Annotated in this window: 16 protein-coding genes; 7 read left to right on the top strand and 9 right to left on the bottom strand. The window is 42.2% G+C overall.

The window, feature by feature from the left end:
- Positions 1–15 precede the first annotated feature (15 nt).
- The 3 genes from CKW03_RS18315 to CKW03_RS18305 all read left to right on the top strand — a co-directional run bounded on the left by CKW03_RS18315 (position 16) and on the right by CKW03_RS18305 (position 4,871).
- Positions 16–1,188, top strand: coding sequence for an aldose epimerase family protein (locus tag CKW03_RS18315; RefSeq protein WP_093099313.1), 1,173 nt, complete (start codon positions 16–18; stop codon positions 1,186–1,188).
- Between the two features lie 5 nt (positions 1,189–1,193).
- A complete protein-coding gene (locus CKW03_RS18310) occupies positions 1,194–2,852 on the top strand; it encodes a sodium/sugar symporter (RefSeq protein ID WP_175486323.1) in 1,659 nt (552 codons plus the stop codon).
- Positions 2,853–2,918: 66 nt separating this feature from the next.
- A complete protein-coding gene (locus CKW03_RS18305; protein ID WP_093099310.1) occupies positions 2,919–4,871 on the top strand; it encodes a glycoside hydrolase family 127 protein in 1,953 nt (650 codons plus the stop codon).
- Positions 4,872–4,914: 43 nt separating this feature from the next.
- On the opposite strand, the gene CKW03_RS18300 is transcribed toward CKW03_RS18305, so the two are convergent.
- On the bottom strand, positions 4,915–6,102 hold the full coding sequence (locus tag CKW03_RS18300) for a trans-sulfuration enzyme family protein (protein WP_093099309.1): 1,188 nt from the start codon (positions 6,100–6,102) through the stop codon (positions 4,915–4,917).
- Between the two features lie 113 nt (positions 6,103–6,215).
- Between CKW03_RS18300 and CKW03_RS18295 the strand changes: the two genes are divergently transcribed.
- Positions 6,216–8,711, top strand: a complete 2,496-nt coding sequence (locus CKW03_RS18295; protein ID WP_093099307.1) for a M14 family zinc carboxypeptidase — start codon at positions 6,216–6,218, stop codon at positions 8,709–8,711.
- A gap of 187 nt (positions 8,712–8,898) precedes the next feature.
- On the opposite strand, the gene mfd is transcribed toward CKW03_RS18295, so the two are convergent.
- Both mfd and CKW03_RS18285 read right to left on the bottom strand, forming a co-directional pair.
- Entirely contained in the window at positions 8,899–12,234 is a 3,336-nt protein-coding gene (gene mfd, locus CKW03_RS18290) for a transcription-repair coupling factor (protein ID WP_093099688.1), read from the bottom strand.
- Positions 12,235–12,291: 57 nt separating this feature from the next.
- Positions 12,292–12,846 (bottom strand): hypothetical protein, encoded by a 555-nt coding sequence (locus tag CKW03_RS18285; protein WP_093099306.1) that lies wholly within the window; start codon positions 12,844–12,846, stop codon positions 12,292–12,294.
- 163 nt (positions 12,847–13,009) lie between these two features.
- Between CKW03_RS18285 and CKW03_RS18280 the strand changes: the two genes are divergently transcribed.
- Together CKW03_RS18280 and CKW03_RS18275 are read left to right on the top strand one after the other, a co-directional pair.
- Positions 13,010–13,870: a helix-turn-helix domain-containing protein gene (locus tag CKW03_RS18280; protein WP_093099304.1), complete on the top strand. Its 861-nt coding sequence runs from the start codon at positions 13,010–13,012 to the stop codon at positions 13,868–13,870.
- 8 nt (positions 13,871–13,878) lie between these two features.
- Positions 13,879–14,298 (top strand): DUF983 domain-containing protein, encoded by a 420-nt coding sequence (locus tag CKW03_RS18275; RefSeq protein ID WP_093099686.1) that lies wholly within the window; start codon positions 13,879–13,881, stop codon positions 14,296–14,298.
- Positions 14,299–14,483: 185 nt separating this feature from the next.
- Here the strand turns inward: CKW03_RS18275 and galE are convergent, their stop codons facing one another.
- Together galE and CKW03_RS18265 are read right to left on the bottom strand one after the other, a co-directional pair.
- The gene (gene galE, locus CKW03_RS18270; protein WP_093099303.1) at positions 14,484–15,512 is read right to left on the bottom strand and encodes a UDP-glucose 4-epimerase GalE; all 1,029 of its coding nucleotides are present in this window, start codon (positions 15,510–15,512) and stop codon (positions 14,484–14,486) included.
- A 29-nt stretch (positions 15,513–15,541) separates the two neighbouring features.
- The gene (locus CKW03_RS18265) at positions 15,542–16,489 is read right to left on the bottom strand and encodes a UDP-glucuronic acid decarboxylase family protein (protein WP_093099301.1); all 948 of its coding nucleotides are present in this window, start codon (positions 16,487–16,489) and stop codon (positions 15,542–15,544) included.
- Positions 16,490–16,545: 56 nt separating this feature from the next.
- On the opposite strand from CKW03_RS18265, the gene CKW03_RS18260 reads away from it, so the two are divergent.
- Positions 16,546–17,793, top strand: coding sequence for a 3-deoxy-D-manno-octulosonic acid transferase (locus CKW03_RS18260; protein ID WP_307724188.1), 1,248 nt, complete (start codon positions 16,546–16,548; stop codon positions 17,791–17,793).
- Positions 17,794–17,804: 11 nt separating this feature from the next.
- On the opposite strand, the gene CKW03_RS18255 is transcribed toward CKW03_RS18260, so the two are convergent.
- The 4 genes from CKW03_RS18255 to CKW03_RS18240 form a co-directional block, all read right to left on the bottom strand.
- Complete coding sequence (locus CKW03_RS18255) at positions 17,805–18,854, bottom strand: ThuA domain-containing protein (RefSeq protein WP_093099300.1); 1,050 nt, start codon at positions 18,852–18,854, stop codon at positions 17,805–17,807.
- A gap of 23 nt (positions 18,855–18,877) precedes the next feature.
- Positions 18,878–20,137 carry an MFS transporter gene (locus CKW03_RS18250; protein WP_093099298.1) on the bottom strand — a complete coding sequence of 420 codons (1,260 nt, stop codon included), beginning with the start codon at positions 20,135–20,137 and terminating at the stop codon, positions 18,878–18,880.
- A gap of 61 nt (positions 20,138–20,198) precedes the next feature.
- A complete protein-coding gene (locus CKW03_RS18245; protein ID WP_093099297.1) occupies positions 20,199–21,053 on the bottom strand; it encodes a sugar phosphate isomerase/epimerase family protein in 855 nt (284 codons plus the stop codon).
- A gap of 27 nt (positions 21,054–21,080) precedes the next feature.
- Positions 21,081–24,233 carry a PVC-type heme-binding CxxCH protein gene (locus tag CKW03_RS18240; RefSeq protein ID WP_093099295.1) on the bottom strand — a complete coding sequence of 1,051 codons (3,153 nt, stop codon included), beginning with the start codon at positions 24,231–24,233 and terminating at the stop codon, positions 21,081–21,083.
- Positions 24,234–24,319: the final 86 nt, after the last annotated feature.

The following is a 24,319-nucleotide window of genomic DNA, read 5'->3' as shown; positions in this document are numbered from 1 at the left end:
AATTATAAACAGAAAATGAAAAGATCAATCCTTAGACTTATGCTAGCATGCGGCCTATTTACGGTCGTGGCATGTCAGCAAAATAGTAAGCAAGAAAGCAATCAGACCACTGATTCCAGCAGCAATACTGTTACTACCTTAGACTCCAGTACTTTCACGTCAGATATTGATGGTAAAGAAGCTAAACTTTACATGTTAAAGAATGCTTCGGGTGCCAAGGCGTATTTTACCAACTTTGGAGCAAGGGTTGTTTCCTTACAGGTTCCGGATAAGAACGGAACCCTTACTGATGTGGTATTGGGTTTCAACAAGGCTTCTGATTATAACAATCCAAAAGAACCCTATTTCGGGCCTATCGTAGGGCCATTTGGGAACCGAATCGCCAAAGGTAAGTTTACTCTGGATGGTGAAAACTTCACCCTTCCGACCAATAACGGAGCCAATACACTCCATGGTGGACTAAAAGGTGTCCATTTTGCTAATTGGGAAGTGACATCAGCTAATGATAAGGCCATTACCTTTGCATATACCCTTCCAGATAAACAAGAAGGCTTTCCAGGCCCTATCCATATCGAAGTGACCTACAGCCTTTCTGATAACAATGAATTGGCAATAGATTACAAAGCAACAGCTGACAAGAAAACTGTGGTCAACTTTACCAACCATGCTTATTTCAATCTTAACGGTGAAGGCAGTGGAACGATTACCGACCACAGCCTAAAGCTATATGCGGATAAATTTACTCCGGTAGATAGCACCTTGATTCCAACTGGCGAGTTGAAGGATGTAAAAGGGACTCCATTTGATTTTACAACTTCAAAAACTATCGGTAAGGACATTCAACTAGATGATGAGCAATTGAAATTTGGAAAAGGTTATGACCATAACTGGGTACTTAACGGGACTAAGGTTGATGGATTGAACCATGCTGCCACATTAACTGGAGATAAATCCGGTATTGTGATGGATGTATATACCGAAGAGCCAGGGATACAGTTTTACAGTGGAAACTTCATGGCAGATAATGTAACCCTAAAAAGTGGTGTAAAGGATAGCTTCCGTACTGGTTTATGCTTGGAAACACAACATTTCCCAGATTCCCCAAACCAACCGAACTTCCCTTCGACTACCTTGAATCCAGGAGATACCTATACCAGCAAATCTATTTATAAGTTTACGACTAATTAATCTCAATGGAAACCAAAGACTATATTGTATTCCTGTGCTACTTCATCATTGTTGCAGGATATGGACTTTATATTTATTATAAAAAGAAATCAGCCTCTGGAGATTCCAAAGACTACTTCCTAGCAGAAGGTTCTTTGACTTGGTGGGCCATTGGAGCCTCCCTGATCGCCTCGAACATCTCTGCGGAGCAATTCATCGGGATGAGCGGTTCAGGCTTTAAGATCGGTCTTGCAATTGCTACCTATGAATGGATGGCAGCGGTGACCTTGGTGGTAGTAGCGGTGTTCTTTCTCCCGGTATACCTCAAGAACAAGATCTTTACCATGCCGCAGTTCCTGAATCAGCGGTACAATGGCACGGTGGCCATGATCATGGCTGTTTTCTGGTTGCTGTTGTATATTGTGGTCAACCTTACTTCGATCCTCTTCCTAGGAGCGCTGGCCGTATCCAGTATCTCTGGCATTGACTTCCAGGCTTGTATGATCGGACTTGCTATTTTCGCTATCTTCATTACCCTAGGTGGTATGAAAGTAATTGGATATACGGATGTTATCCAGGTATTCTTCTTGATCCTAGGAGGTTTGGCGACGACTTATCTGGCGTTAAACCTAGTGTCTGACCATTTCGGTGGTGGAGGCGTATTGGATGGTTTGGGAATCGTTCATAACAAAGCCCAAGATCACTTCCATATGATCTTGAAACCAGACAATCCGAATTATATCGATCTACCGGGGCTTTCAGTTCTAATTGGGGGTATGTGGATCATCAACCTGAATTACTGGGGCTGTAATCAATACATTACCCAACGTGCATTAGGAGCGGACCTTCCAACAGCTAGAAACGGACTGTTATTCGCTGCTGGATTAAAGTTGTTGATGCCTTTGATCGTTGTGTTACCAGGTATTGCTGCCTTTGTATTGTACAATGATGGCCTATTCCAACAAGAAATGTTAGCGGGAGGGGAGTTGAACCCCGATAGGGCATACCCGGTTCTGCTGAATCTATTGCCAACCGGATTGAAAGGTCTGTCATTTGCAGCCTTGACCGCTGCGGTGGTAGCTTCATTAGCAGGAAAAGCAAACTCGGTGGCAACGATATTTACCTTGGATATCTACAAAAAGATCTTCGATAAAGATGCTTCTGAAAGGAAATTGGTGAATGTAGGAAAGATCACGATCGTGGTATCCATGATCTTGGCTATCTTCATCGCTCCTTACCTAGGTATTGATAAAAAAGGTGGATTCCAATATATCCAAGAGTATACAGGATTTGTATCTCCGGGGGTATTTGCGATGTTCCTTTTGGGATTCTTCTGGAAGAAAACGACTTCCAATGCAGCGCTTTTTGCAACCATCGTTGGTTTCCTATTGTCGATCGTATTGAAGTTCCTTCCGGGCTATATGGACCTTTCATTTTTGGCATCCACAGGATTTGCAATCCCTGTGGACGGCGTGTATGAAATCCCATTCATCGATAGGATCGGTTTTGTGTTTATATTCTGTCTTATCGGAATGTACATTATCAGTATGTACGAGCACAAAAAAGGCGTGGTTACCCACGGACTTGAAATCGATGCTACGATGTTCAAAACAAAAACGGGCTTTGCCGTTGGTGCCTTAATTGTTATCGGTATCACTGCAGCGCTTTATACCATATTCTGGTAATAACCAAAGCTGGAAGGGGATAATTCCCCTTCTGGCTTTTTTCATAATTAACCCAACCCTACCATTATGAGAAGCTTTCTGATTTGTTCAGCGGGACTGTTGTTTTCCGCGAGCCTTTGGGCACAAAGCCCTTCACAAAGGATTTATCCTATTAATTTTTCCAAGGTTGCCATCGAAGATAATTTCTGGTCACCCCAATTGGAAAAGGTCGCCAATGCTACCATTGATGCCTGTGTAACCTATACGGAGGACAAAACGGGGCGTATCAGGAATTTTGAGAAGGTGGCCCAGGGTTCTGGCAAACATGAAGGGATTTATTATGATGATTCCGATGTCTATAAAGCGATCGAAGCCATCGCGTATTCACTGAAGAACTATCCAGACAAAGAACTTGAAGCCAATACGGATGTATGGATCGATAAAATAGCCGCAGCCCAACAGCCTGATGGCTATTTGAATACCTATTACACCCTAAATGGCCTGCAAGATCGCTGGAAAGATATGGAAAGGCATGAGGATTATTGTGCTGGACACCTCATTGAAGCGGGTATAGCCTATTACAATACCACCGGCAAGGATAAATTGCTGAAGGTAGCGACCAAGTTTGCAGATCATATTGATAATTACTTCCGAGTGCCCAATAAACCTTGGGTGTCAGGCCATGAGGGAATTGAATTGGCTTTGATGAAATTATATCATCATACCAATGAAAAACGCTATTTGCAATTGGCAGATTGGTTTGTTGAACAGAGAGGAAGAGGTCATGGAGTAGGCAAGATCTGGGATGAATGGAAAGACCCTGATTATGCACAGGATGCTATTCCAGTTCGTGATCAAAGAAAGATAACCGGCCATGCCGTGCGTGCGATGTACCTCTATACTGGGGTTGCAGATATTGCCTCTGAGACCAAGGATGCAGGTTATGTAAAGACCATGGATGCCATTTGGGACGATGTGGTAAACAAGCATTATTATATCACCGGTGGGATCGGAGCCCAAGGTTCCAATGAAGGATTCGGAAAACCTTATGACCTTCCGAATGAATCCGCCTATTGTGAAACCTGTGCATCCGTAGGAATGGTCTTTTGGAACCAGAGGATGAACATGCTTTCGGCACAGGCAAAATACATCGATGTCCTGGAAAGAACCCTCTACAATGCTGCCATTGATGGAATCAGCCTTTCTGGAAACCGTTTCTTCTATGGTAATCCACTGGCTTCAGATGGCAATTACGAACGCAGTGAGTGGTTTGGAACAGCCTGCTGTCCATCCAATATTGCAAGGTTGGTATCTTCATTAGGTTCATATATCTACAGCCGCTCGGCAACTGATCTCTATGTCAACCTATTTGTAGGCAGTGAAACGACGGTAGACCTGAATAACAACGAGGTCTTTGTGAAACAGACAGGGAATTATCCTTGGAACGGACAAGTAAGTATCGAAGTGAATCCAAAGAAAGCGAAAGAATTTGCAGTATTTGTTCGTATTCCAGGTTGGTTAAAGGAACCAGTCCCTAGCACTCTTTATCACTATAAAAATAACAAAACCAATAATTATACCGTAACGGTAAACGGCAAGCCGGTTAATGCTGCAGTAGAAGATGGCTATTTGAAGATTGATAGAAAGTGGAAAAAAGGCGATAAGATCGATATGCTGATGAACATGGAAGTCCAGCGCATTGTATCATCCGATGAGTTGAAACAGAATCAAAACCGCATTGCCTTACAATATGGCCCCTTAGTCTATGCGGTGGAGGATGTGGATAATCCAAATGCAAAGAATGGACTGTTTATTCCGGAGAATACCCAGTTTCAGGTGAGCTTTAAGCCTGATTTATTTGGAGGAGCCAACGTGATCCAATTCAAAGCCCCTATCGTTGCTATCGATCAGGCAAGCAATCAAGTGTTGCAACAAGAAAAGGAAATTACAGCAATTCCATATTTCCTTTGGAACAACAGAGGAAAGAGCGCGATGCAGGTCTGGATACCAGAGAAGTTGACTTCCGTTAGGATTGACTAAAGAATAAGATCAAAATAGAAGAAGCGGGCTTAACCCGCTTCTTCTATTTAATTCCTTCTAGTGCATGTTCAAAATCTGCAATCAGATCGTCTATATGTTCAATCCCGACTGAAATCCGGAGCATGCCATTGCTTATTCCGGAAACAGATTTCTGGGTTTTATCATGATGCGAACCCCACATGCTGGCCGGATGGACCACCAAGGATTCCACACCTCCTAAACTGGCGGCATTGGCAAATACTTCCAGTTTGTTCAATACCGATTGCGCATTTTTATAAGCATCGTCTTCATTCTGCCCTATGACCTCTATGCAAAGCATGCCCGTGCCACCGCGCATCTGTTTTTTGACCAGTTCATATTGAGGGTGAGAAGGAAGCCCAACATAGCCAGCATATTTAATTGCCGGATGTTTTTCAAAGTATTCGGCCAAAGCCAATGCATTGCTGTTGATTTGCTTCACCCGCATAGAAAGCGTTTTAAGACCACGCAATAACAACCAAGAGTCAAAAGGACTCAACGATCCGCCCAGCATCAACGATCTTTTCCATACCCGTTCAATAAATTCCTTGCTTCCACAGACTACCCCGGCAGTTAGGTCACTGTGACCACCCAAGTATTTAGTTGCCGAGTGCACTACCACATCAATCCCGAACTCCGTTGGAGTCTGGTTGATAGGCGAAGCAAAGGTATTGTCCGCCATCGTGGTCAGTTGGTGCTTCTTTCCGAGCTCAGCGATAAACTTCAGGTCGGTGACATCTAAGTTTGGATTCGAGGGCGTTTCAATATAGATCAATTTAGTATTGGCTTTAATGGCCTTCTCAAAGGCTTCGTTGTCTTTTTGGTCCACGTGGGTTACTTCCACTCCATACTCGGTCAAGAAGTTCTTAAAGAAGAGCATAGCGCCAGAATATAGGGAGTTTTGTGTCACCACATGATCGCCAGCCTTCACAACTGATAATATGGCCGTGCTGATAGCTGCCATCCCCGTTGCCAAAACCAGGGCATCTTCCGTTTTCTCCAAACTCGCTACAATTGCCGCAGCCTGTGAGTTGGTCGGATTACCATGCCGATGGTAAAAATTAGGATTCTTGGTCTCTGTAGCGGAAATGATATAGTTCTTTAAATCTTCATCTGCAAAATAGGTAGATGTCTGATAAATGGGTGTTACAACAGCTTTACTACTGTTGAATTCTTGGCCTTTATGGATGAGGTCGGTTTCTAAATGAGCCATAGTAGGTTGGGTTTAAAAAATAAAGGACTGAAAATTAAAAAAATAACTTGTAAATACTTAATTTCAGCAACGAATTATTTTAAATTATTAAACCCTAATTAACCTCTAATACTATGAAAAAAATACTGGCCATCCTGGCTTGTTTTATTTCCACACTTTCTTATGCGCAAATCAAATCCCCCGCTGAATATCTAGGCTATCAGGTGGGAACCAAAGTGACGCCGCATTGGAAGGTTTTGGAATATTATCAGTATGTGGCAGATCAGGTCCCAAACCAAGTGAAAATGGAATCTTATGGAGAAACCCCTGAAGGTAGGCCCTTAAAGGTTTTCTATATTTCTTCTGCCCAAAACATCGGAAACCTTGAAAATATCCGCACCAATAACTTGAAGCTTGCTCATGCTACGCAAGGCGAGGGAAACAGTAATGGTCCTGCCATTGTCTGGATCAGCAATAACATCCATGGGAATGAAACCTCATCCATTGAAGCTTCCATGATGACCTTATTCGAATTGGTAAATCCCAACAACAGAAAGAGCAAAGGTTGGTTGGATAACACCCTGGTTATCCTAGACCCTTGCTTGAATCCTGATGGAACCGAACGTTATAACAATTGGTACAACGGAACCGTGGGCATCAAGTACAATCCGGAGATCTATGCTAGAGAGCACCGCGAACCTTGGCCGGGAGGTCGATATAATCATTATTATTTCGATATGAACCGTGATTGGGCTTGGCAAACGCAGAAGGAAAGTACTTTCCGTGCAGCCATCTACAACAAGTGGTTGCCTCATATCCATGCTGATTTCCACGAACAGGGAATTAACTCGCCATACTATTTTCCACCGGCAGCTGAGCCCTTCCATGAGGTGATCACGCCATGGCAAAGGGAGTTTCAGACCACCATTGGAAAGCATAATGCAAAATATTTTGATTCCAAAGGCTGGCTTTACTTCACCAAGGAACGCTTCGACCTGTTTTACCCCTCCTATGGGGACACCTATCCCATCTATTCTGGAGCCATCGGTATGACCTTTGAAAAAGCAGGAAATGGTTCTGCAGGATTAGGAGTCTATACCGATGAAAAGGATACACTGACATTGGTGGACCGTGCTATCCAGCACCATGCTTCAGGAATGAACATTATTGAAGTGGTTTCCCAAAACTCAGCTAAGGTGGTTTCTGAATTCAAGAAATTCGGAGATGATGCCGCAGCCGGTAAACTTTCTTCTTACCAAACCTATGTGATCAAGTACGACTCTTCCCGTGATAAGACCATGCGCTCCCTAATGGAACTATTGGACAAGAATAAGATCAATTATTACTCTTCCTCAGGTTCTGTAAAGGGCTTTGATTACTTCAGTAAGAAGGAACAGAACCATAGCCTGACTGAAAAGGATTTGGTCATTCCGGGCAATCAATCCAAAGCGGCCTTGATTCGCGTACTGTTTGAACCGGAAGCGAAACTGACCGATTCGATTACCTACGATATTACCGCTTGGTCTTTGCCTTATGTTTATGGTCTTCCAGCTATAGCTTCCCAAACGAAAATCAGCAACCTTAATCCTTACCAATTAGAGACTATCAGCAATGCGACTGGTTCTAATTTTGGATATGCGGTAAAATGGGATGGTTTTTCTTCAGCAAAATTATTGGCTGCCCTATTACGCCATAAGATCACCGTTAAAGTCTCAGATCAGAGCTTCAAGATCGGTTCGGATGAATTTCCAAAAGGATCACTCTTGGTCATGAAGAACGGCAATAAACAAGCGAATGTAGAAAAGATCATGAAAGAAGAGGCGGACAAGTTACAGGTGAAAACCTATGCTATCCAATCTGGAATTGTAGAAGGAGGAAAGGATTTGGGAAGTTCCGATGTGAAGACCATCAAGGCTCCAAAGGTCATGATGATGGCTGGCGAAGGTCTTAGAGCGACCAATGTGGGCGAGGTGTGGCATTTCTTTGATCAGCAATTGCAGTATCCAATTATCCTGATCAATCCTACCGATTTTGCTAGGGTAGACTGGGATGAGATCGATGTATTCATTATGCCTAATGGGAATTACTCTTTCCTAAAGGACAAAGGCCAGAGCGAGGAGTTTGCAAGTTGGATTAGAAAAGGTGGAAAGGTCATTGCTCTTGAAAGTGCAGTAAGTCAATTGGCTGCACAATCTTGGTCCGAATTGAAAACGGTAAAACAAGATACCTCTGCTAAATCTAAACCAAGTCCATTGAAGAAATATGGAGATCGTGAAAGAGGTGCAATGGAGAATTATACCTCTGGAGCCATCTTCAAACTGACCTTCGATAATTCCCACCCATTGATGTTCGGTGTTAAAGATTACTTCACCCTGAAACAGGATGACAATCTATTTCAATATTTCGAACCAAACAAAGGTTGGAATGTGGGCTACATCACAGAAAACTCAAAGATGAGCGGGTTTGTAGGTCATAACTTGAACAAAAAACTGAAAAATGGAATGGTCTTCGGAACGCAGAACCTTGGTAGGGGTTCGGTTATCTATTTGACGGACAATGTGTTGTTTAGGAATTTTTGGGAAAGCGGTAAGCTGATCATGGCTAATGCGACCTTCCTAACGGTTGAATAAAAATACCCTATATCGGGGATTGTATCATGTCCTAATGTGGGTTACTTTTGGGTAACAACATTAGGACATTTTATGTACGTTCATTCGAAAAGAAAATCAAAAAGAAAGTATAGGTTACTATATGTATTAAAATTTATTGGAGGTTATTTTGTCTTCCTCTATAAATTAGCCATTCGACCTTAAAGTCTTATCGCATCTGTTTCAACAATTCAATAGCATATTCAATACTGTTCACATTATTGATAGCTATACGCAATTGACCTTTTACTTCTTTCATATTGGAATTGTTGGCATGTTGCTGAACGAAGCCCAGTACTTTTCCAAAACTATCCGACTGATAGTAGCTAGATTTCGGATTTTTAACGAAATACCCTTTCAAAACATGTTTCTTGTAGGATATTTTCTCCAAACCGATCTCCTTACCCAGCCACTGCAGCCTTAAGGTATTGAACAGTTCAAACACCGGCTCAGGTATTGGCCCAAAGCGATCTATCAATTCCTTCTCAAATTTCTGTAACTGTCCTTCATCCTTCAACTTCGAAATATCGTTGTACAGATTGTAGCGCTCAGAAACATTGGTCACATATTCATCCGGAATCATCACCTCCAGATCCGTATCGATCTGCGTAAAGTTTACGTATTTTCTGTTTTCCTCATCGGCAAATAGTTCGCCGAACTCATCGTCTTTCAGCTCTTGCACCGCCTCATCCAAGATCTTATTGTACATTTCAAAACCGATCTCGGCAATGAATCCCGACTGTTCGGCACCCAATAGGTTACCTGATCCACGGATATCCAAATCTCGCATCGCAACATTGAAACCGGACCCTAATTCAGAGAACTCCTCGATAGCCGATAGACGTTTATATGCTTCGGTGGTCAAGGTTGATAATGGCGGGCTCAAGAGATAACAGAAGGCCTTTTTGTTCGACCTTCCTACACGGCCTCGCATTTGATGGAGGTCACTCAGACCAAACATGTGCGCCTGATTGATAATAATGGTATTCGCATTAGGAATATCCAAACCCGCTTCAATAATGGTTGTCGCAATCAATACATCATATTCATGGTTGATGAACTTCAACATGACATCTTCCAGGTCGTCCCCTTCCAATTGTCCGTGGGCAATTCCCACACGTGCCCCAGAAACCAATTTGCGGATCAGCATGCCCAATTGAGGAAGGTCTGCAACCCGATTATGGATAAAGAAAATCTGACCGCCACGATCGATCTCGAAGCTCACCGCTTCTTGGATTAAACTCTCATTGAAGACGTGTAATTCAGTCTGTACGGGCTGCCTATTAGGTGGAGGGGTCGAGATAATACTCAAATCCCGCGCTCCCATCAGGGAGAAGTGTAAAGTCCTTGGGATCGGTGTTGCCGTCAAGGTCAATGAGTCCACATTGGCACGCATGACCTTTAACTTCTCTTTTACCGATACCCCAAATTTTTGCTCCTCATCGATGATCATCAAGCCTAGATCTTTGAATTTCACATCCTTGCTGACCAAGCGGTGGGTCCCGATTATGATATCTATTTTACCTTCTTCTAGTTTCTTAAGGGTTTCTTTGATCTGCTTGCTGCTTTTGAAACGATTGATATAATCAATGTTTGCCGGCATGCCTTTCAATCTTTCCGAGAAAGTACGGTAATGTTGCAGCGCCAAAATGGTCGTAGGAACCAATACCGCTACCTGTTTGCTATCTGCTACAGCTTTAAAGGCAGCACGGATAGCGACCTCGGTCTTACCGAAACCCACATCCCCGCAGACCAATCTATCCATTGGATGCGGCGATTCCATGTCCTTTTTCAGGTCAGCCGTAGCCTTTTCCTGGTCTGGTGTATCCTCATAGATAAAGGAGGCTTCCAATTCCCGTTGCAAATAGGTATCCGGACTGAAAGCATTTCCCGTTTGGGCTTTTCGCTTAGCATAGAGCATGATCAAGTCCCGGGCTATATCCTTAACCTTTTTCTTGGTCGTCCTTTTCAGTTTCTCCCAAGCGTCCGTTCCCAATTTATTCATCTTCGGAACAGTTCCTTCCTTCCCAGAATATTTGGAAATACGGTTTAAGGAGTTGATATTGACATACAGTAAATCATTGTCTGCATAGACCAAGCGGATCATTTCCTGGCTCTTGCCGTTCACATCCACCTTTTCCAGACCGGCATATTTTCCTACACCGTGGTCGATATGGGTAATGTAATCACCCGGCTTCAATTCACTCAATTCCTTCAGGGTGATCGCCTGGGAGCGCTCATATCCCTTTCTACGTTTATATTTATAGTATCGATCGAATATTTGGTGGTCGGTATAACAGGCTACTTTCAGCTTGTCATCCCTGAAACCCTCTCTTAAGGCCTTGTATATAGGCGTGAAGGTTACGGTCTTGTCCAGATCCTCTAATATGGCATAAATACGTTCAATCTGCTTGGTGGAATCCGAAAAGATATAATTATGGATGGCATGCTTTTCATTTTCCTTAAAGTTATGGATCAATAGATTGAAATCTTTATTGAAAGAAGGTTGTGGATGGGTATCAAAACTGAATTCTTCATCCGGTTTATAGAAAAATTGCTTTCCAAATTCCACCAATGGGTACTCAAAGAGCATGGCATTGAAGTTTTTGTCATCTGTAAAGGTAAATCTCGGATCCACCCAATCCGGATTATCCTTGATTTCCTTTTCTGTCAAGGCTTTCCAATATTTGGAAGCCTTTTTATAGCCTTCTTGCAGGATGTCCAGCGTAAACTGAACATCCTTGATCCAGATAATGGAATCTCTCTCAATATATTCCAATAATGAAATATGGTTATTGCTCAGGAATTTTGCTTGTACATTCGGAACAATAGTTACCGAATTGATCTTGTTGACTGAAAGTTGGGATTCAATCTCAAAGGTCCGGATGCTATCGATTTCATCGCCAAAGAACTCAATCCGATAGGGGAGGTCATTTGAAAAAGAGAAGATGTCCACGATGCCACCGCGGATTGCAAACTGTCCCGGTTCATAAACAAAATCGACGCGTTCAAAATCATATTCATACAAGAACTCATTGATGAAATCAATGCTCAGCTTAGTGCCAACCCGGATTTCCAATGTATTTTTTTCGAGGTCCTTTTTGTTGATTACCTTTTCCGAAATGGCTTCAGGATAGGTAACCACGATTTTTGGCAATTCAGAATTTCGGTTCAGTGAACTCAGCGTTTCCGCCCGTTGCAGAACATTGGCGCTGTCCAAGATGGTAAAATCGAAGGCCTTCCTGTAAGATGCCGGAAAGAACAGGATTTGATTATCAAATAAGCTCTCCAGGTCACTCAAGAAATAAGAGGCCTCCTCATGGGTAGGCAAAATAAAGACGTTCAACCGTTTTTCTATCTGGTAGCAGGCGGCAGCGACCATGGCATCGGACGAACCTACCAATCCCTTTAAATGGACCTTCGGTTTGCCGTTCTGGATACTACTGGTAAATCGCTTGACTTGTTCGGATAGGATGTATTTATCTAATATTTCTTGGATGTTCACGCTAGTATATTTTTGCAAATTTACAAAAATGCTTGGGTAATAGGAATGGATATCAACCTATAAGCTCTGATCGAGCTTATGCTGTTCAGCAAATTCAAGCACATATTCCATTTGGTCTTTCAAGTCAAATTGTAGATCCTCATGAAGATTGCCATATATTTTTACGGCATTTTTGATCCTCGCACCCACATAGCTATGCAGTTTGAATGCAGGAGATAATGCGGATGGACCAAATAGGGAGGGATACCGGTCAAAGGCCTCCTGTAAGATCAAGAGCCTACATTCCACCACGGAAAACTTATCCTTAGTGATCTTCTCATGCTCATTGATCATGCCGCTCGCTTGGCGCAAGCTGCTGTTCAGGCCTTTGTAATTGGAATACATGGGCAGGTTTTTGACCTTATTGCTATTCACATCAAACAAAGATTCCAACGCATTCTTCAGATCGAAAATCCGATCCTCCAAATCGGCCTCATCCTCTAAGAGCTCATAGTGCAATTGCTTCAAAAGCATCTTGTCCTTATTGATTAACCTGACCAATAACTTGTCCTTTTCCTTTGCCGGTAAATTGAGTACCGCTTCCTTGAGCTCCTGATCCTTGTGTAATGACATAAATAAAGATAAATAATATTACAAATAATACCATTCTCAATTTAGGCAATGGTATTAATTATCCCCGATTATAAGGGGTAAATAAATCCAATAAGTAAATAACACCATTGATGGCTGTTTTTATACCATTATTCATGGTAGTTATTGGTTACCTTTGTATCGTATGGCCAAGATACCTGTTTTAGAGCAATGTACAGTATCCTACAAGGAGGATAAAAACTTTTTGGCAGACCGTCTGGAGGTTTACCTAGGTAAGAACAATAACCTGGTTTTTCCACATCGACACAATTTCTACCAAATGTTGTTATTCCTTTCAGGAGAGGGGATGCATGAGATTGATTTCAAACAATACCCCATCGAGCGTGGTCAGGTATATTTCATGGGACCAGGACAAGTGCACTCCTGGATGTTTGAAGGGAAAATGACTGGCTATATCGTCAATTTCGATATCGACTATTTCAAGTCCCTTTTGATCCAACCTGATTATGTGGAGAATCTAGACTTGTTTTCTTCCTTGAATGAAGGTGTTTTCACACTAGAAGAATATCAGGTCCGCGAAATTTCCCGCTTATTCGATCAATTGATCGAACTGAGCAGTCTACCTGTAGCAAAAGATCTAAAGCGTTCTTTACTTCTTTATATTCTGCTGCGGTTTGACCAGGCATATATCCCCAATTTCCCGGCGAAGAGCATCGACTATCATCTGGTGTTGATCAAGAACTTTATTTCCCTGGTCGACCAGAATTTTAAAGAGCTGCATTTGCCAAAGGAATATGCGGAGTTATTATTTGTCACTCCAAACCACCTCAATTCGGTATGTAAGGAATACCTGGGGACCCAAGCGGGGGAAGTGATCCGAAACAGGATCATGTTGGAGGCCAAGCGATTGCTGATCTTGCCAGACTGGACCATCTCACAGGTGGCCTATGAATTGAGTTTTAATGATAATTCATATTTTACAAAATTTTTTAAAAAAGTAGAGGGTAAGACCCCCGAAGAATTCAGAAAATCACAATGGACATAAATATCAATATGGAAACAAAATATACCATACCTTCGGAATTAAAGAGTGCAATAGATGGTAAATGCCCGAGATGCAGAACCGGTAATATGTTCGCAGCACCTCTTTTGAGTTTTAAATCTAAGAGAATGTTGGAAAGATGTCCAGCATGTGAGTTGAAATTTGAAAAAGAACCCGGCTATTTCTATGTTGCCATGTATGTCAGTTATGCCCTTAGCGTTGCTGAATTGGTAACAGCCTGTGTATTGACCTATTTCCTATCCGGTAATTTGGAAAGCCCTTGGTTATATGTCATCGTTGCCCTAGCAGTCACCTTGATCATGGCGCCATTCAACAACCGCTATTCCAGAATCATCTTATTATACTTGATGACACCATCCTTCAAATTCAACCCTAAAATTTTCCAAAGGGTCAAAGAAGAAGGTAAGTAGCATTACCCCATAAAAAGGCGGGTTTTGTTTAACAAAAGCCCGCCTTTTTATGGGGGTAGATATGAGATTTGAGATATGAGTATTGAGATAGAAAGTGTGTCAAAAAATTATCTTTTTTAAAGGATAGATATGAGATGTACAGATATCAAATTTAATATCTCCCATCTCATATCTCAAATCCCTTCCTACCTAATCGGATTATCTTTCAAATATTTTTCCCATTCCCAAGCTGATGACATCATTTCGTCTATTCCTAGCTCGGCTTTCCAACCCAATTCTTTTGTTGATTTAGTTACATCGCCCCAAACTTTGATGATATCACCTTCACGACGTGGGCCAACCTCGAAGTTCAATGGTTGTCCGGATGCTTTTTCGAAAGCTTTGATGGCTTCTAATACCGAATAGCCATTACCTGTTCCGATATTGAAAACATCGTAATTGCCATTAGGATTTCCTTTTTCCAGTAATTTAATGGCAGCAACATGCGCTTTCGCTAGATCCACAACATGGATGTAGTCACGAACTGCTGAACCATCTGGAGTCTCATAGTCATCGCCAAATACGGTCAGTTTCTCTCTCTTGCCGATGGCAGTTTGCGTAATGAAAGGTAATAAGTTTTGCGGAACACCAATTGGTAATTCACCGATCAGTGCCGAACTATGGGCACCTACTGGATTGAAGTAGCGCAAAGCAACAAATTGATAGTTTGAAGCTGCTTTAGCCGTTTCCTCTAATATTTCCTCTGCGATCTGTTTGGTGTTTCCATAAGGAGAAGTAGCTTTCTTTACTGGAGCATTTTCCGTTACTGGAAGGGTATCTGGTTCTCCATAAACGGTACAGCTTGATGAGAAAACGAAATTGATCGGTTTCTCACGGTAAGCTTCTAGTAAATTGATTAAGGAGAAGAAGTTGTTATGATAGTATTTTAATGGGTTCTGAACAGATTCACCAACTGCTTTGGAAGCTGCAAAATGAATAATACCCGTGATATCAGGATTTGCTTTGACAAATTCGTTTACTTTATCGGTATCACATAGGTCAAATTGATGGAATTCTGGTTTTACGCCAATGATTTTTTCAATCTGGTCCAAGATCTTGATATTGGAATTGGAAAGGTTATCAACTAGAACAGGTGTATATCCAGCATTATGCAATTCTACTACGGTATGTGATCCAATGAATCCGGTTCCGCCGGTGACAAGTATTTTGCTCATTTTATTTATAATTATATAGTTGGGTGTTCTTAAAATAATGTTCTATAGTATTCAATTGTTTTCTCAAGACCTTCTTTTCTTCCGATTTTTGGCTCCCACTGCAGAATCTCCCTAGCCTTGCTGATATCGGGGCGTCTTTTCTTAGGGTCATCAATCGGTAAAGGCTCATAGATTATTTTCGACTTACTGTTGGTCAATTGGATGATTTCGTTCGCCATGTCGATCAAGGTCATCTCATCTGGATTACCGATGTTGATCGGTAAATGGTAATCGCTGAAAAGCAGTTTGCAGATCCCTTCTACCTGATCTGAAACGTAAATAAAGGACCTTGTCTGTTTTCCATCTCCAAAAACGGTTACATCCTTGTCCTGTAAAGCTTGGGAGATAAAAGTCGGTAATGCCCGACCATCTTCCAGCCTCATTCGCGGGCCAAAGGTGTTAAAGATCCGTGCAATGCGAGTTTCCATCCCATGGAAATTATGATAAGCCATGGTCATGGCTTCCTGGAAACGCTTGGCTTCGTCGTAAACGCCTCTTGGGCCAACTGGATTTACATTTCCCCAGTATTCTTCATTCTGCGGAGAGACCAAAGGATCCCCATAGACCTCAGAAGTCGATGCAACCAAGATCCGCGCATTTTTGCTCTTCGCCAATCCCAGAAGGTTATGTGTGCCCAAAGAACCTACTTTGAGGGTCTGGATAGGGATCTTTAAATAATCAATGGGACTTGCCGGCGAGGCAAAATGTAAGATATAATGTAACTCTCCGGGTACATGGACAAACTTGGAGACATCATGATGGTAAAATTCGAAATTGGAAAGATGAAAAAGATGTTCAATGTTCTGAAGATCTCCTGTCACGAGATTGTCCATTCCGATGACATGAAAGCCTTGATCAATAAAATGGTCGCAAAGATGAGATCCTAAGAATCCAGCTGCTCCGGTTATTAATATTCGTTTGCGCTTGTTTTCTTGCACAATAGTGAATTTGAAAAGGTTTAAATATCTTTGACGAAGATAAGTAATATTTTAACATGATGCGTTTTCTTTACGACCTAGGGATTTTAATTTACGGCTTGCTGCTTCGCGTATTCGCATTGTTCAATGCGAAAGCCAAGTTGCTTGTTGATGGTCGTGATGGACTGGTGCAGCATATAGAACAATCGGTTGAAAAAGGGCAGCAATACATTTGGTTTCACTTTGCTTCATTAGGCGAATTTGAGCAAGGTAGGTCAGTTATGGAGCAAATAAAAAGTCGCCATCCTAAGGAAAAAATTATTGTAACATTTTTTTCCCCATCCGGATATGAGATCAGAAAAAACAGTCCTTTAGCCGATCATGTGTTTTATCTTCCAGCAGATACCGCTAGCAATGCGCGTCGATTTATCGATATCATCAACCCGAAGTTGGCCATCTTTACCAAGTATGAATACTGGTACCATTACTTCAAGGAACTCGATAAAAGAAAGATCAGGTTATTGATGATCTCGGCGATTTTTAGGGAAAACCAAGTTTTCTTCAAACAATATGGGGGCTTCTTCCGCTCAATTCTCAAGAAGGTTTCCTATTTCTTTACGCAGAATACCGAAAGTGTGAATATGCTGAAATGGATTGGGATTACGAAGGCAGGCTTGGCGGGAGATACACGCTTCGATAGGGTCGTGGAATTGCCGAAAGAACATAAACTGATCCCTGAAGCACAAACTTTCGCCGGGACCGAGGATATTTTAGTCGCAGGAAGTACTTGGCCAGCAGATGAAGCCCTGTTAAAAGTGTTGGTTGAAAACAATAAGGATTTGAAGGCGATTATTGCGCCACATGAAATCCATAAAGACCATATCGATGCCATGTTGAAGCTCTTTCCGCATGCATTGCTGTTCTCAAAATTCAATACCTATACCGATCAGCAAATTGCTGCTTCTAGGCAATTGATCATTGATAATATTGGAATGCTTTCTTCTTTGTACCATTATGGCCGTATGGCCTATATTGGAGGAGGCTTTGGTGCCGGTATACACAATACGTTGGAAGCAGCAACCTATGGGATGCCCGTGATATTTGGTCCGAAGTATGAGAAGTTTCAGGAGGCCATCGACCTGATGGAAATAGGAGCTGGTTTCTCCATTTCCAATGAACAGGAATTGCAAGATGTCTATAATGCCTTGTGTATAAGTGAAAAGCTGGTGCAGGCCAGTATTGCTGCCAAAAACTATGTCCAACAGCGATCTGGAGCTACGCAAATCATTATGAAATACCTGGAAACTGAAAAATTATTGGGTTAATAATCCTGCTACTATAGGTAATCCTTAGGATATTTCCCTTTCACATGGGTTCCGAAACCAAACATAATAGGTTTGAATTCTCCTACAGGATCCACATTGGAATCCGCTTTGATTTCATTTTCCAAACCAACCGCCCAGTAAGAGGCATTCACGATCAGCCTTCTTAGGTTCTTGTCCAATAGGTCAATGGAAGATCCCATGGTCGTGGTGAAAACTTTACCTTTTTTACCACCAGGGATTTGGTAATCCTTGGTCCAAGCAACCGGCATAATTGATTTCTTTCTATTGATAGGGCTTTCTGCGGTCATTCCCAAGGTCGGTTGACCGAAAACCAGGATTTCTGAATTCTTTAAGCTGTTTTTGATCCCATACACATCTGAAGGCACCCAAATGTCCTCAACACCCAAAAGGATAGGGTTTTTGGCATTGATCTGTAGACCATTCATCAAACCTAAAGAGCCTTCTGTGCCATGGTCTCCATGGTGATTGATCCAGGTTTCCCCTAAAATAAATCCACCAAATCCACCTTTCCAATCTCCTTCTTGATTACTGAATCCATAATGCTTATATGCACTTTTAGATTCTTTCGGGAAGTTGAATGCATGGGTTGCTGTACGTAATCCGATAACTGGTTTTCCAGCTTTAAGGAAATTGTCAACATGTTTCATCTGTTCATCTGGCAATTCTCTGAACCGACTTGCTATGATCATTAAATCTGCATTCTGCAGGTTTTCAAGTCCGGGGATGTTCTTTTGGTATTCAGGGTCAATCTGTTTCGTCTCTGGGTTTATGGCAAAGAGAACGAAAGTTTCAAACCCATGCTTTTGAGTTAGGATTTTCGCCAGCATGGGTAAGCTTTCCTCAGAACGGTATTCTTCATCTCCAGAAATCAGCACCACTTTCTTGCCTTTGGCTTGCGCCTTTTCAGGGGTAAAGTGTAACCAATTATTTTGCTGGGCAATACAATTGCTTAGGCCAAAACTGAAGGATAGAAAGGCTATCAACAGGAGTTTATTGGTCCAAAATGAAAGAATAGAGGTGGTTCTGAGTTGATGTGTCATTATTTCTTATGAATGTTTTCGAGTTATATAGTCTCTACCTGTGCATTTGAGGTCCCTTCTTCGGTTTCGTGCTGACCTTTGTAGGCTCTCTTTTGCCAGAAATGGAAGAACAAGAACAAGACAATTAAAATACCTGGGAAGATAGCCAATTTAGCAAGGGTCACCTGACCTACTAATAAATCTAAATTTTCTATCACTTCTCCTGATTGTTGTACAGCAGCTTTAGAACTATCAATCCAACGACCGATTATTGGTTGGAAGATGGAAGTCGAGAACATTCCTACACCACCGATCACGGACATGCCGATGGCACCGCTCAATGGTACGCGCTGTGCTGTTGTGGCAATCATGGTAGGCCAGAAGTAACATACCCCAATCGCAAATAATATGGCTGCTACGTAGACCATTCCTCCTGTTGCAACAGAGAATAGGTAAACACCAATGGTGGCAAAGATGGCTCCGCCCAGTAATACACCGGTTTGGCCTAAAGCTTTGACAACTGGTCCAGCAAAGAATCTGCCTACTGCCATTAGACCTGTAACCAAGGCTAATACCAACATAGGACTGGCACCACTATTTGCCATAATGATTCCTACCCATTGTTGTGGTCCAAATTCAGAGATAGCCGTTAATGCCATACAGCAGAACAAGAAGATAAAGGTAAGCGAGAACATGGCCTTGAAATTATTGGAAAGAGAGGTTGCACTTTCTTCTTTTGGTTTAGGGAATGCTTTTCCGTAAAAGATGATCGCATATAAAATTGTTGGGATCATAATGATCCACATCTGAGTTTGCCAAGTTGCACCCATTTTAGTCATGACCAAGGAAATCAAACTTCCCAATACGATACCACCGGGGAACCACATATGGAACCTGTTCAGCATCTTATCCATTTTCTTGCCCGAATATAGATCGGCAATCAAAGGATTACAAGCCGCTTCGGTACAGCCATTTCCTAAACCGATAAATAAAGTTGAAATCAATAAGGTCGAATAACCAGTCGCAAAGATGGTCAACAATATCCCAAGGGTATGGGAAACGAATGCAAAGCGCATAATATTGCTAGGGCCAATTTTGTAATAGAAAATTCCTCCCAAGATCATGGAGATCGGGAAGCCGAGAAACCACATGGAATTGATAAATCCCAGTTGTTCGGCAGATAAATTGAAGCTTTGACCTAGCTGAGGTAATATCCCAGCACGAATTGAAAAGGTAAGACCTGTAGTGATTAGGGCTAGACAGCTTCCTAAAAACAAGGCACTAGGGTTAACTTGTTTACTCATAATGTGGTTTATTTGTGGTTAAATTATTTTGTGTTGATTTTAAATCAATCAACAAGATAACTTATTTTTTCTCAAAATTCACTAGATTATTTTTGATAAAATGATATCCATGTTCTGCAATCTCCCATGGATCGGAGTATTCTCGCCATACATTGATGGCGTTCGCAAAATCCGGATCCGCTCTTGAGAAGGCCTCAATCGTGTACCAGCCAGAATAATTGACCTCATTAAGGGTTTGAAAAACCTCATCCCAATGCACCAATCCTCTTCCAGGAGTACCACGGTCATTTTCGCTGATATGGACATGCGCCAAAACTGGAGCAATTTTCTGGATAGAATTTCGCATACTTTTTTCCTCAATATTGGCGTGGTGGGTGTCATACATTCCCTTTACATGCGGATGGTCGGTCAGGTCGATCAAATAAGCTAAATGATCGATACAGCTTGCCAGATAGTTTTCAAATCGATTGACAGCTTCAGGCGTAAGGGTTATTCCAGCCTGCTGGGCATGGTCGCCGGCTGCGCGCAAGGTTTCTGCTGCCCAATGGTATTCCTGGTCTGTAGGTGCCGCCCTGGAAAAATAACCATGAGCAGAATGAAAGGGTCCGCATAAAATCGTCGAACCCAAATCATGTGCTCGGTCAATTGCCCACTTTATTCTATCTAATCCTCGACTTCGACTTGCCGTGTCTGTCGAGATGGGACTTTCATTTTCGCCAAGTGTAGTTACCGCGTTGACTTCCAAACCTAGGTCATGGGCATGTTTTGCCAATGCCCTATATTCTTCTTCATCGGGAGATCCTATAAAGACTTCAACACCATCATAACCTATTTTCTTTAATCGATCTAAAATGGGGAATGCCTTTTCGGTAACTCCTGCAGTCCATGGTAAAATGTTAAATCCTATTTTGTTCATTCTTTATATATCTTTTTACAATTAATCTTAGTTTTCTAATGGATGTTCTTTTAATAGATCTTCTGGCGAATAGAAGCCCTTTTTATCTTTAATGGACTCCCGGATTTCCTTTACCTTAGCTGCAGAGATTGGATTTGCCTCATTGGTAAATGAATTCCTGACATAAGTCAGTACGTCTGCAATCTCTTGGTCGTTCAGCATCATTCCAAATGGAGTCATCGGTACCTGACCTGGATACTTCTTGCCATTGACCTCAATTGGTCCCAATAGACCATTCAAGGTTAATTTGATCAATCGATCTTCACTTCCAGTGACCCATTTGCTCGCATTCAACGGCGGGAAGCCAGAGGCATCCAATCCTTTGCCGTTCGGTTGGTGGCAGGTAACACAGAAGCCTTCTTTCGCATAGATCACAGCGCCTCGTCTGTATTGCTCTAAGGCAGGGCCAGTCAATTTCGTTGCCGTTTTACTGGTTTCCGATTTCTCCTTCACCGATTTGTTGTTCAGATGCGCAACGGATGTCAAGTATGCTGGTTTGTTCCACTGATCAAGGCTTGTACTGTCAATCCCATTCATCAAGTCAATACCTTCACTTGGTTTCAGCCATGATGCTGCTGCAATCAACTCTAATTTAACACGACCACTTTCATCTTTTGTTGCCTTGGCCATCAAATCTTTATAATTCTTGATCTTATCGGTATTATAGCGAATGGCGTGGATTGCTGCAGCTCGAGCATGATAGTCGTTAGATTCCAATAATTTTTGGACTAGGTCTGCATTGATCTTATTTGCCCCCCAAGTCGCCCACATCGCTTCCAATAGGTTGTGCAGGTATTTCGGGTCTTTAGTATCCAATTTCTCAGCCCAAGCGGTTGCTTTCTTGGCCACTTCATCATTATCTCGCATTCTCAGTTCCGTACGCGTTCTATAACGGGTCCTGATTTCAGGGAGTTTTAGGTTCTCCAGCAATTCATCAATGGATGCACCATCTATCTTCGCTGGTTTTACCAACGGTCTAGACGGATAGGTAATCCTATAGATTCGGCCATGTACATGGTCACGAAGTGGATCGCGTGCGTTGTGCTGCATATGTCCAATCAGCATATTGTGCCAGTCAACGATGTACAACGAACCATCTGGGGCAATCTCTGCATCAACAGGACGAAAGTTCTTGTCATCGGACCAAAAAAGATCCTGCCTGTGCTTAGATTTATAGCCGGTTCCATCATCTACAAAGGTATGTTGCTTGCCTCCTAAGAAGCCGATGGTATTGTTCAATAGGTAATCGCCTTGAACTGAATCAGGGAAATGGCTTGATGAAATAAACTCCAGTCCTGAAGTAGGACGCACACGATGATTTTCGTCCACTAAAGAAAAGGACTTGTCGTTGGATTCCCCATATCTCGGTTTGATACTTCCGGGAAGCATCCATCTCACATCTGGTCCAGAAGTTTCCAGATAGATGGTTTGTCCCCATTCATCCGTAGCAATTCCCCATGGATTAGGAATGGAAACCTGTGCCACACGCTCCAATTTCTTGGTTTGCGGAGCATATCTGTAAAATCCGCCATTGACACCGCGAACTGGTCCATAGGAAGTCTCTACATTGGTATGTAGGAATACACCCTCTGCCATGAAAATCGCCCCTGAAGGATCCATGCTATAGGCACTGTGGGCATGATGGGTATCATGATCATCAAATCCGCTTAAAATAACCTCTTTATGGTCTGCTTTGCCATCATTGTCGGTGTCTTTCAATAGAACCAAATTCTTTCCTTGGGATAGATAAACCCCTTCTGGAGCAAATTCAAAACCAATCGGAAGATGTAAATGGTCTGCAAAGATGGATTGTTTATCAGCTTTGCCATCGCCATCGGTATCCTCTAGGATAATGATCTTGTCATTTGGTTTTCCATCACCAGCTTTATAATGTGGATAGCTAGGCATGGTGGCTACCCAAAGCCTACCTTTGGAATCAAAGGATATCTGAACTGGGTTTGCCAAATCTGGGAATTCCTTTTCCGAAGCATATAGATCAATCTTATAACCGGGTGCCGTATGGAATTTGGATAATGCTTCTTCTCCATACAGGTATTTAGAATTTGGATCTTGTCCAAAGTCATAATTCGTTTTTACTTCAGGTAGCTTTAGGGTGTTTTTATCCATCGCTGCCAAATCATAGGATTCACCCTCTGCGGCTTTCCAGATTGCAGTATCACGGATATAGCCCATTTCGCGGAGTTTCTTGATTTCAAAAGGATAATTCTCTGGACCAAACGGATTAAAGCGACGGCCGTATGCATGCACGCCATTTGGGATCTTGAAGTCCTGAGTCCAGATCCAGTCTTTTTCTAAAACCGCTTTTTTGATTTCATCTTTATGGAATGAAGCCTTTCCTTCGCCTTTGCCGAATATGCTGGTCACCAAGTAATCAGCGAATTTTCCATAGGCTTTTTCCGAAAGCTGTGAACCATCGATGGTCAGATAATCAGAGCTCTGATCATACCATTTTTGGCTGATGTCAAAAACATCAAGGAAAGGGACTTTCTTGTCTTTCGCCACCTGTTCCATCGCATCCGCATAGAGCTGGATGTTTTTGTTGAATTCTTTTCCGTCTGGTAGGTCATATGTATCGGTCAAATCCTCAAAAGCAATAGGGGAGATCAGCACTAGGGTAGTGCCCTTACCACCATTGTAATCTTGGCTGTTGGTATGGTCAATAAACGCTGCTATTTCGCCCTTGAAGTCCTCAATGCCTTCAGGTCCTCGGAAGGATTCATTATAGCCGAAGAAACCAAGGATCACATCAGGTTTCAATTCTATCAACCATTCATCTTCCGTAGGGAAATGTCCTTCACTGCCTGTATTGATATCAAATTCAGGATTGAACTTTTCCGCTCCCGGGAATGCCCAAGGGGAGTTCCTGGAAGGGTGGGGTCTAAAGCCAGGGGTATTGCCGGGGCTACAGATATTTCGGATAAATAAATTATAGTCAGGGAATCTTGTTTGAAGTTCGGTGTCAAAATCACCATATTCCATCATCCTTGAACCCAAATTGTTTCCAATTAGGACGATGCGGGAATCTTTTTGGATCTTCACTGGCTCCATGGTTGGCTTGTGCGTACAACTGGATAGGACTAAGATTAAAGAGAACAAAATAAATTGCCTAAAACGGTTCATATTAATTGTTATAGCGGTTTGTTTAGATTTATGAGAATCGATACAATTCTGGTTAACCAAATATAACCTTATAATCAATGTTGGGT

Source organism: Sphingobacterium mizutaii (assembly GCF_900187125.1).
Taxonomy (GTDB): domain Bacteria; phylum Bacteroidota; class Bacteroidia; order Sphingobacteriales; family Sphingobacteriaceae; genus Sphingobacterium; species Sphingobacterium mizutaii.
Note: the sequence above shows the minus strand (reverse complement) of the source record. Positions and strands in the feature narration are given on the sequence as shown.

Bases quoted from the DNA above. Each gene is read 5' to 3' on its own strand.
- CKW03_RS18315 (WP_093099313.1), top strand. From the start codon at position 16: ATGAAAAGATCAATCCTTAGACTTATGCTAGCATGCGGCCTATTTACG.
- CKW03_RS18310 (WP_175486323.1), top strand. From the start codon at position 1,194: ATGGAAACCAAAGACTATATTGTATTCCTGTGCTACTTCATCATTGTT.
- CKW03_RS18305 (WP_093099310.1), top strand. From the start codon at position 2,919: ATGAGAAGCTTTCTGATTTGTTCAGCGGGACTGTTGTTTTCCGCGAGC.
- CKW03_RS18300 (WP_093099309.1), bottom strand. From the start codon at position 6,102: ATGGCTCATTTAGAAACCGACCTCATCCATAAAGGCCAAGAATTCAAC.
- CKW03_RS18295 (WP_093099307.1), top strand. From the start codon at position 6,216: ATGAAAAAAATACTGGCCATCCTGGCTTGTTTTATTTCCACACTTTCT.
- CKW03_RS18285 (WP_093099306.1), bottom strand. From the start codon at position 12,846: ATGTCATTACACAAGGATCAGGAGCTCAAGGAAGCGGTACTCAATTTA.
- CKW03_RS18280 (WP_093099304.1), top strand. From the start codon at position 13,010: ATGGCCAAGATACCTGTTTTAGAGCAATGTACAGTATCCTACAAGGAG.
- CKW03_RS18275 (WP_093099686.1), top strand. From the start codon at position 13,879: ATGGAAACAAAATATACCATACCTTCGGAATTAAAGAGTGCAATAGAT.
- galE (WP_093099303.1), bottom strand. From the start codon at position 15,512: ATGAGCAAAATACTTGTCACCGGCGGAACCGGATTCATTGGATCACAT.
- CKW03_RS18260 (WP_307724188.1), top strand. From the start codon at position 16,546: ATGATGCGTTTTCTTTACGACCTAGGGATTTTAATTTACGGCTTGCTG.
- CKW03_RS18255 (WP_093099300.1), bottom strand. From the start codon at position 18,854: ATGACACATCAACTCAGAACCACCTCTATTCTTTCATTTTGGACCAAT.
- CKW03_RS18250 (WP_093099298.1), bottom strand. From the start codon at position 20,137: ATGAGTAAACAAGTTAACCCTAGTGCCTTGTTTTTAGGAAGCTGTCTA.
- CKW03_RS18245 (WP_093099297.1), bottom strand. From the start codon at position 21,053: ATGAACAAAATAGGATTTAACATTTTACCATGGACTGCAGGAGTTACC.
- CKW03_RS18240 (WP_093099295.1), bottom strand. From the start codon at position 24,233: ATGAACCGTTTTAGGCAATTTATTTTGTTCTCTTTAATCTTAGTCCTA.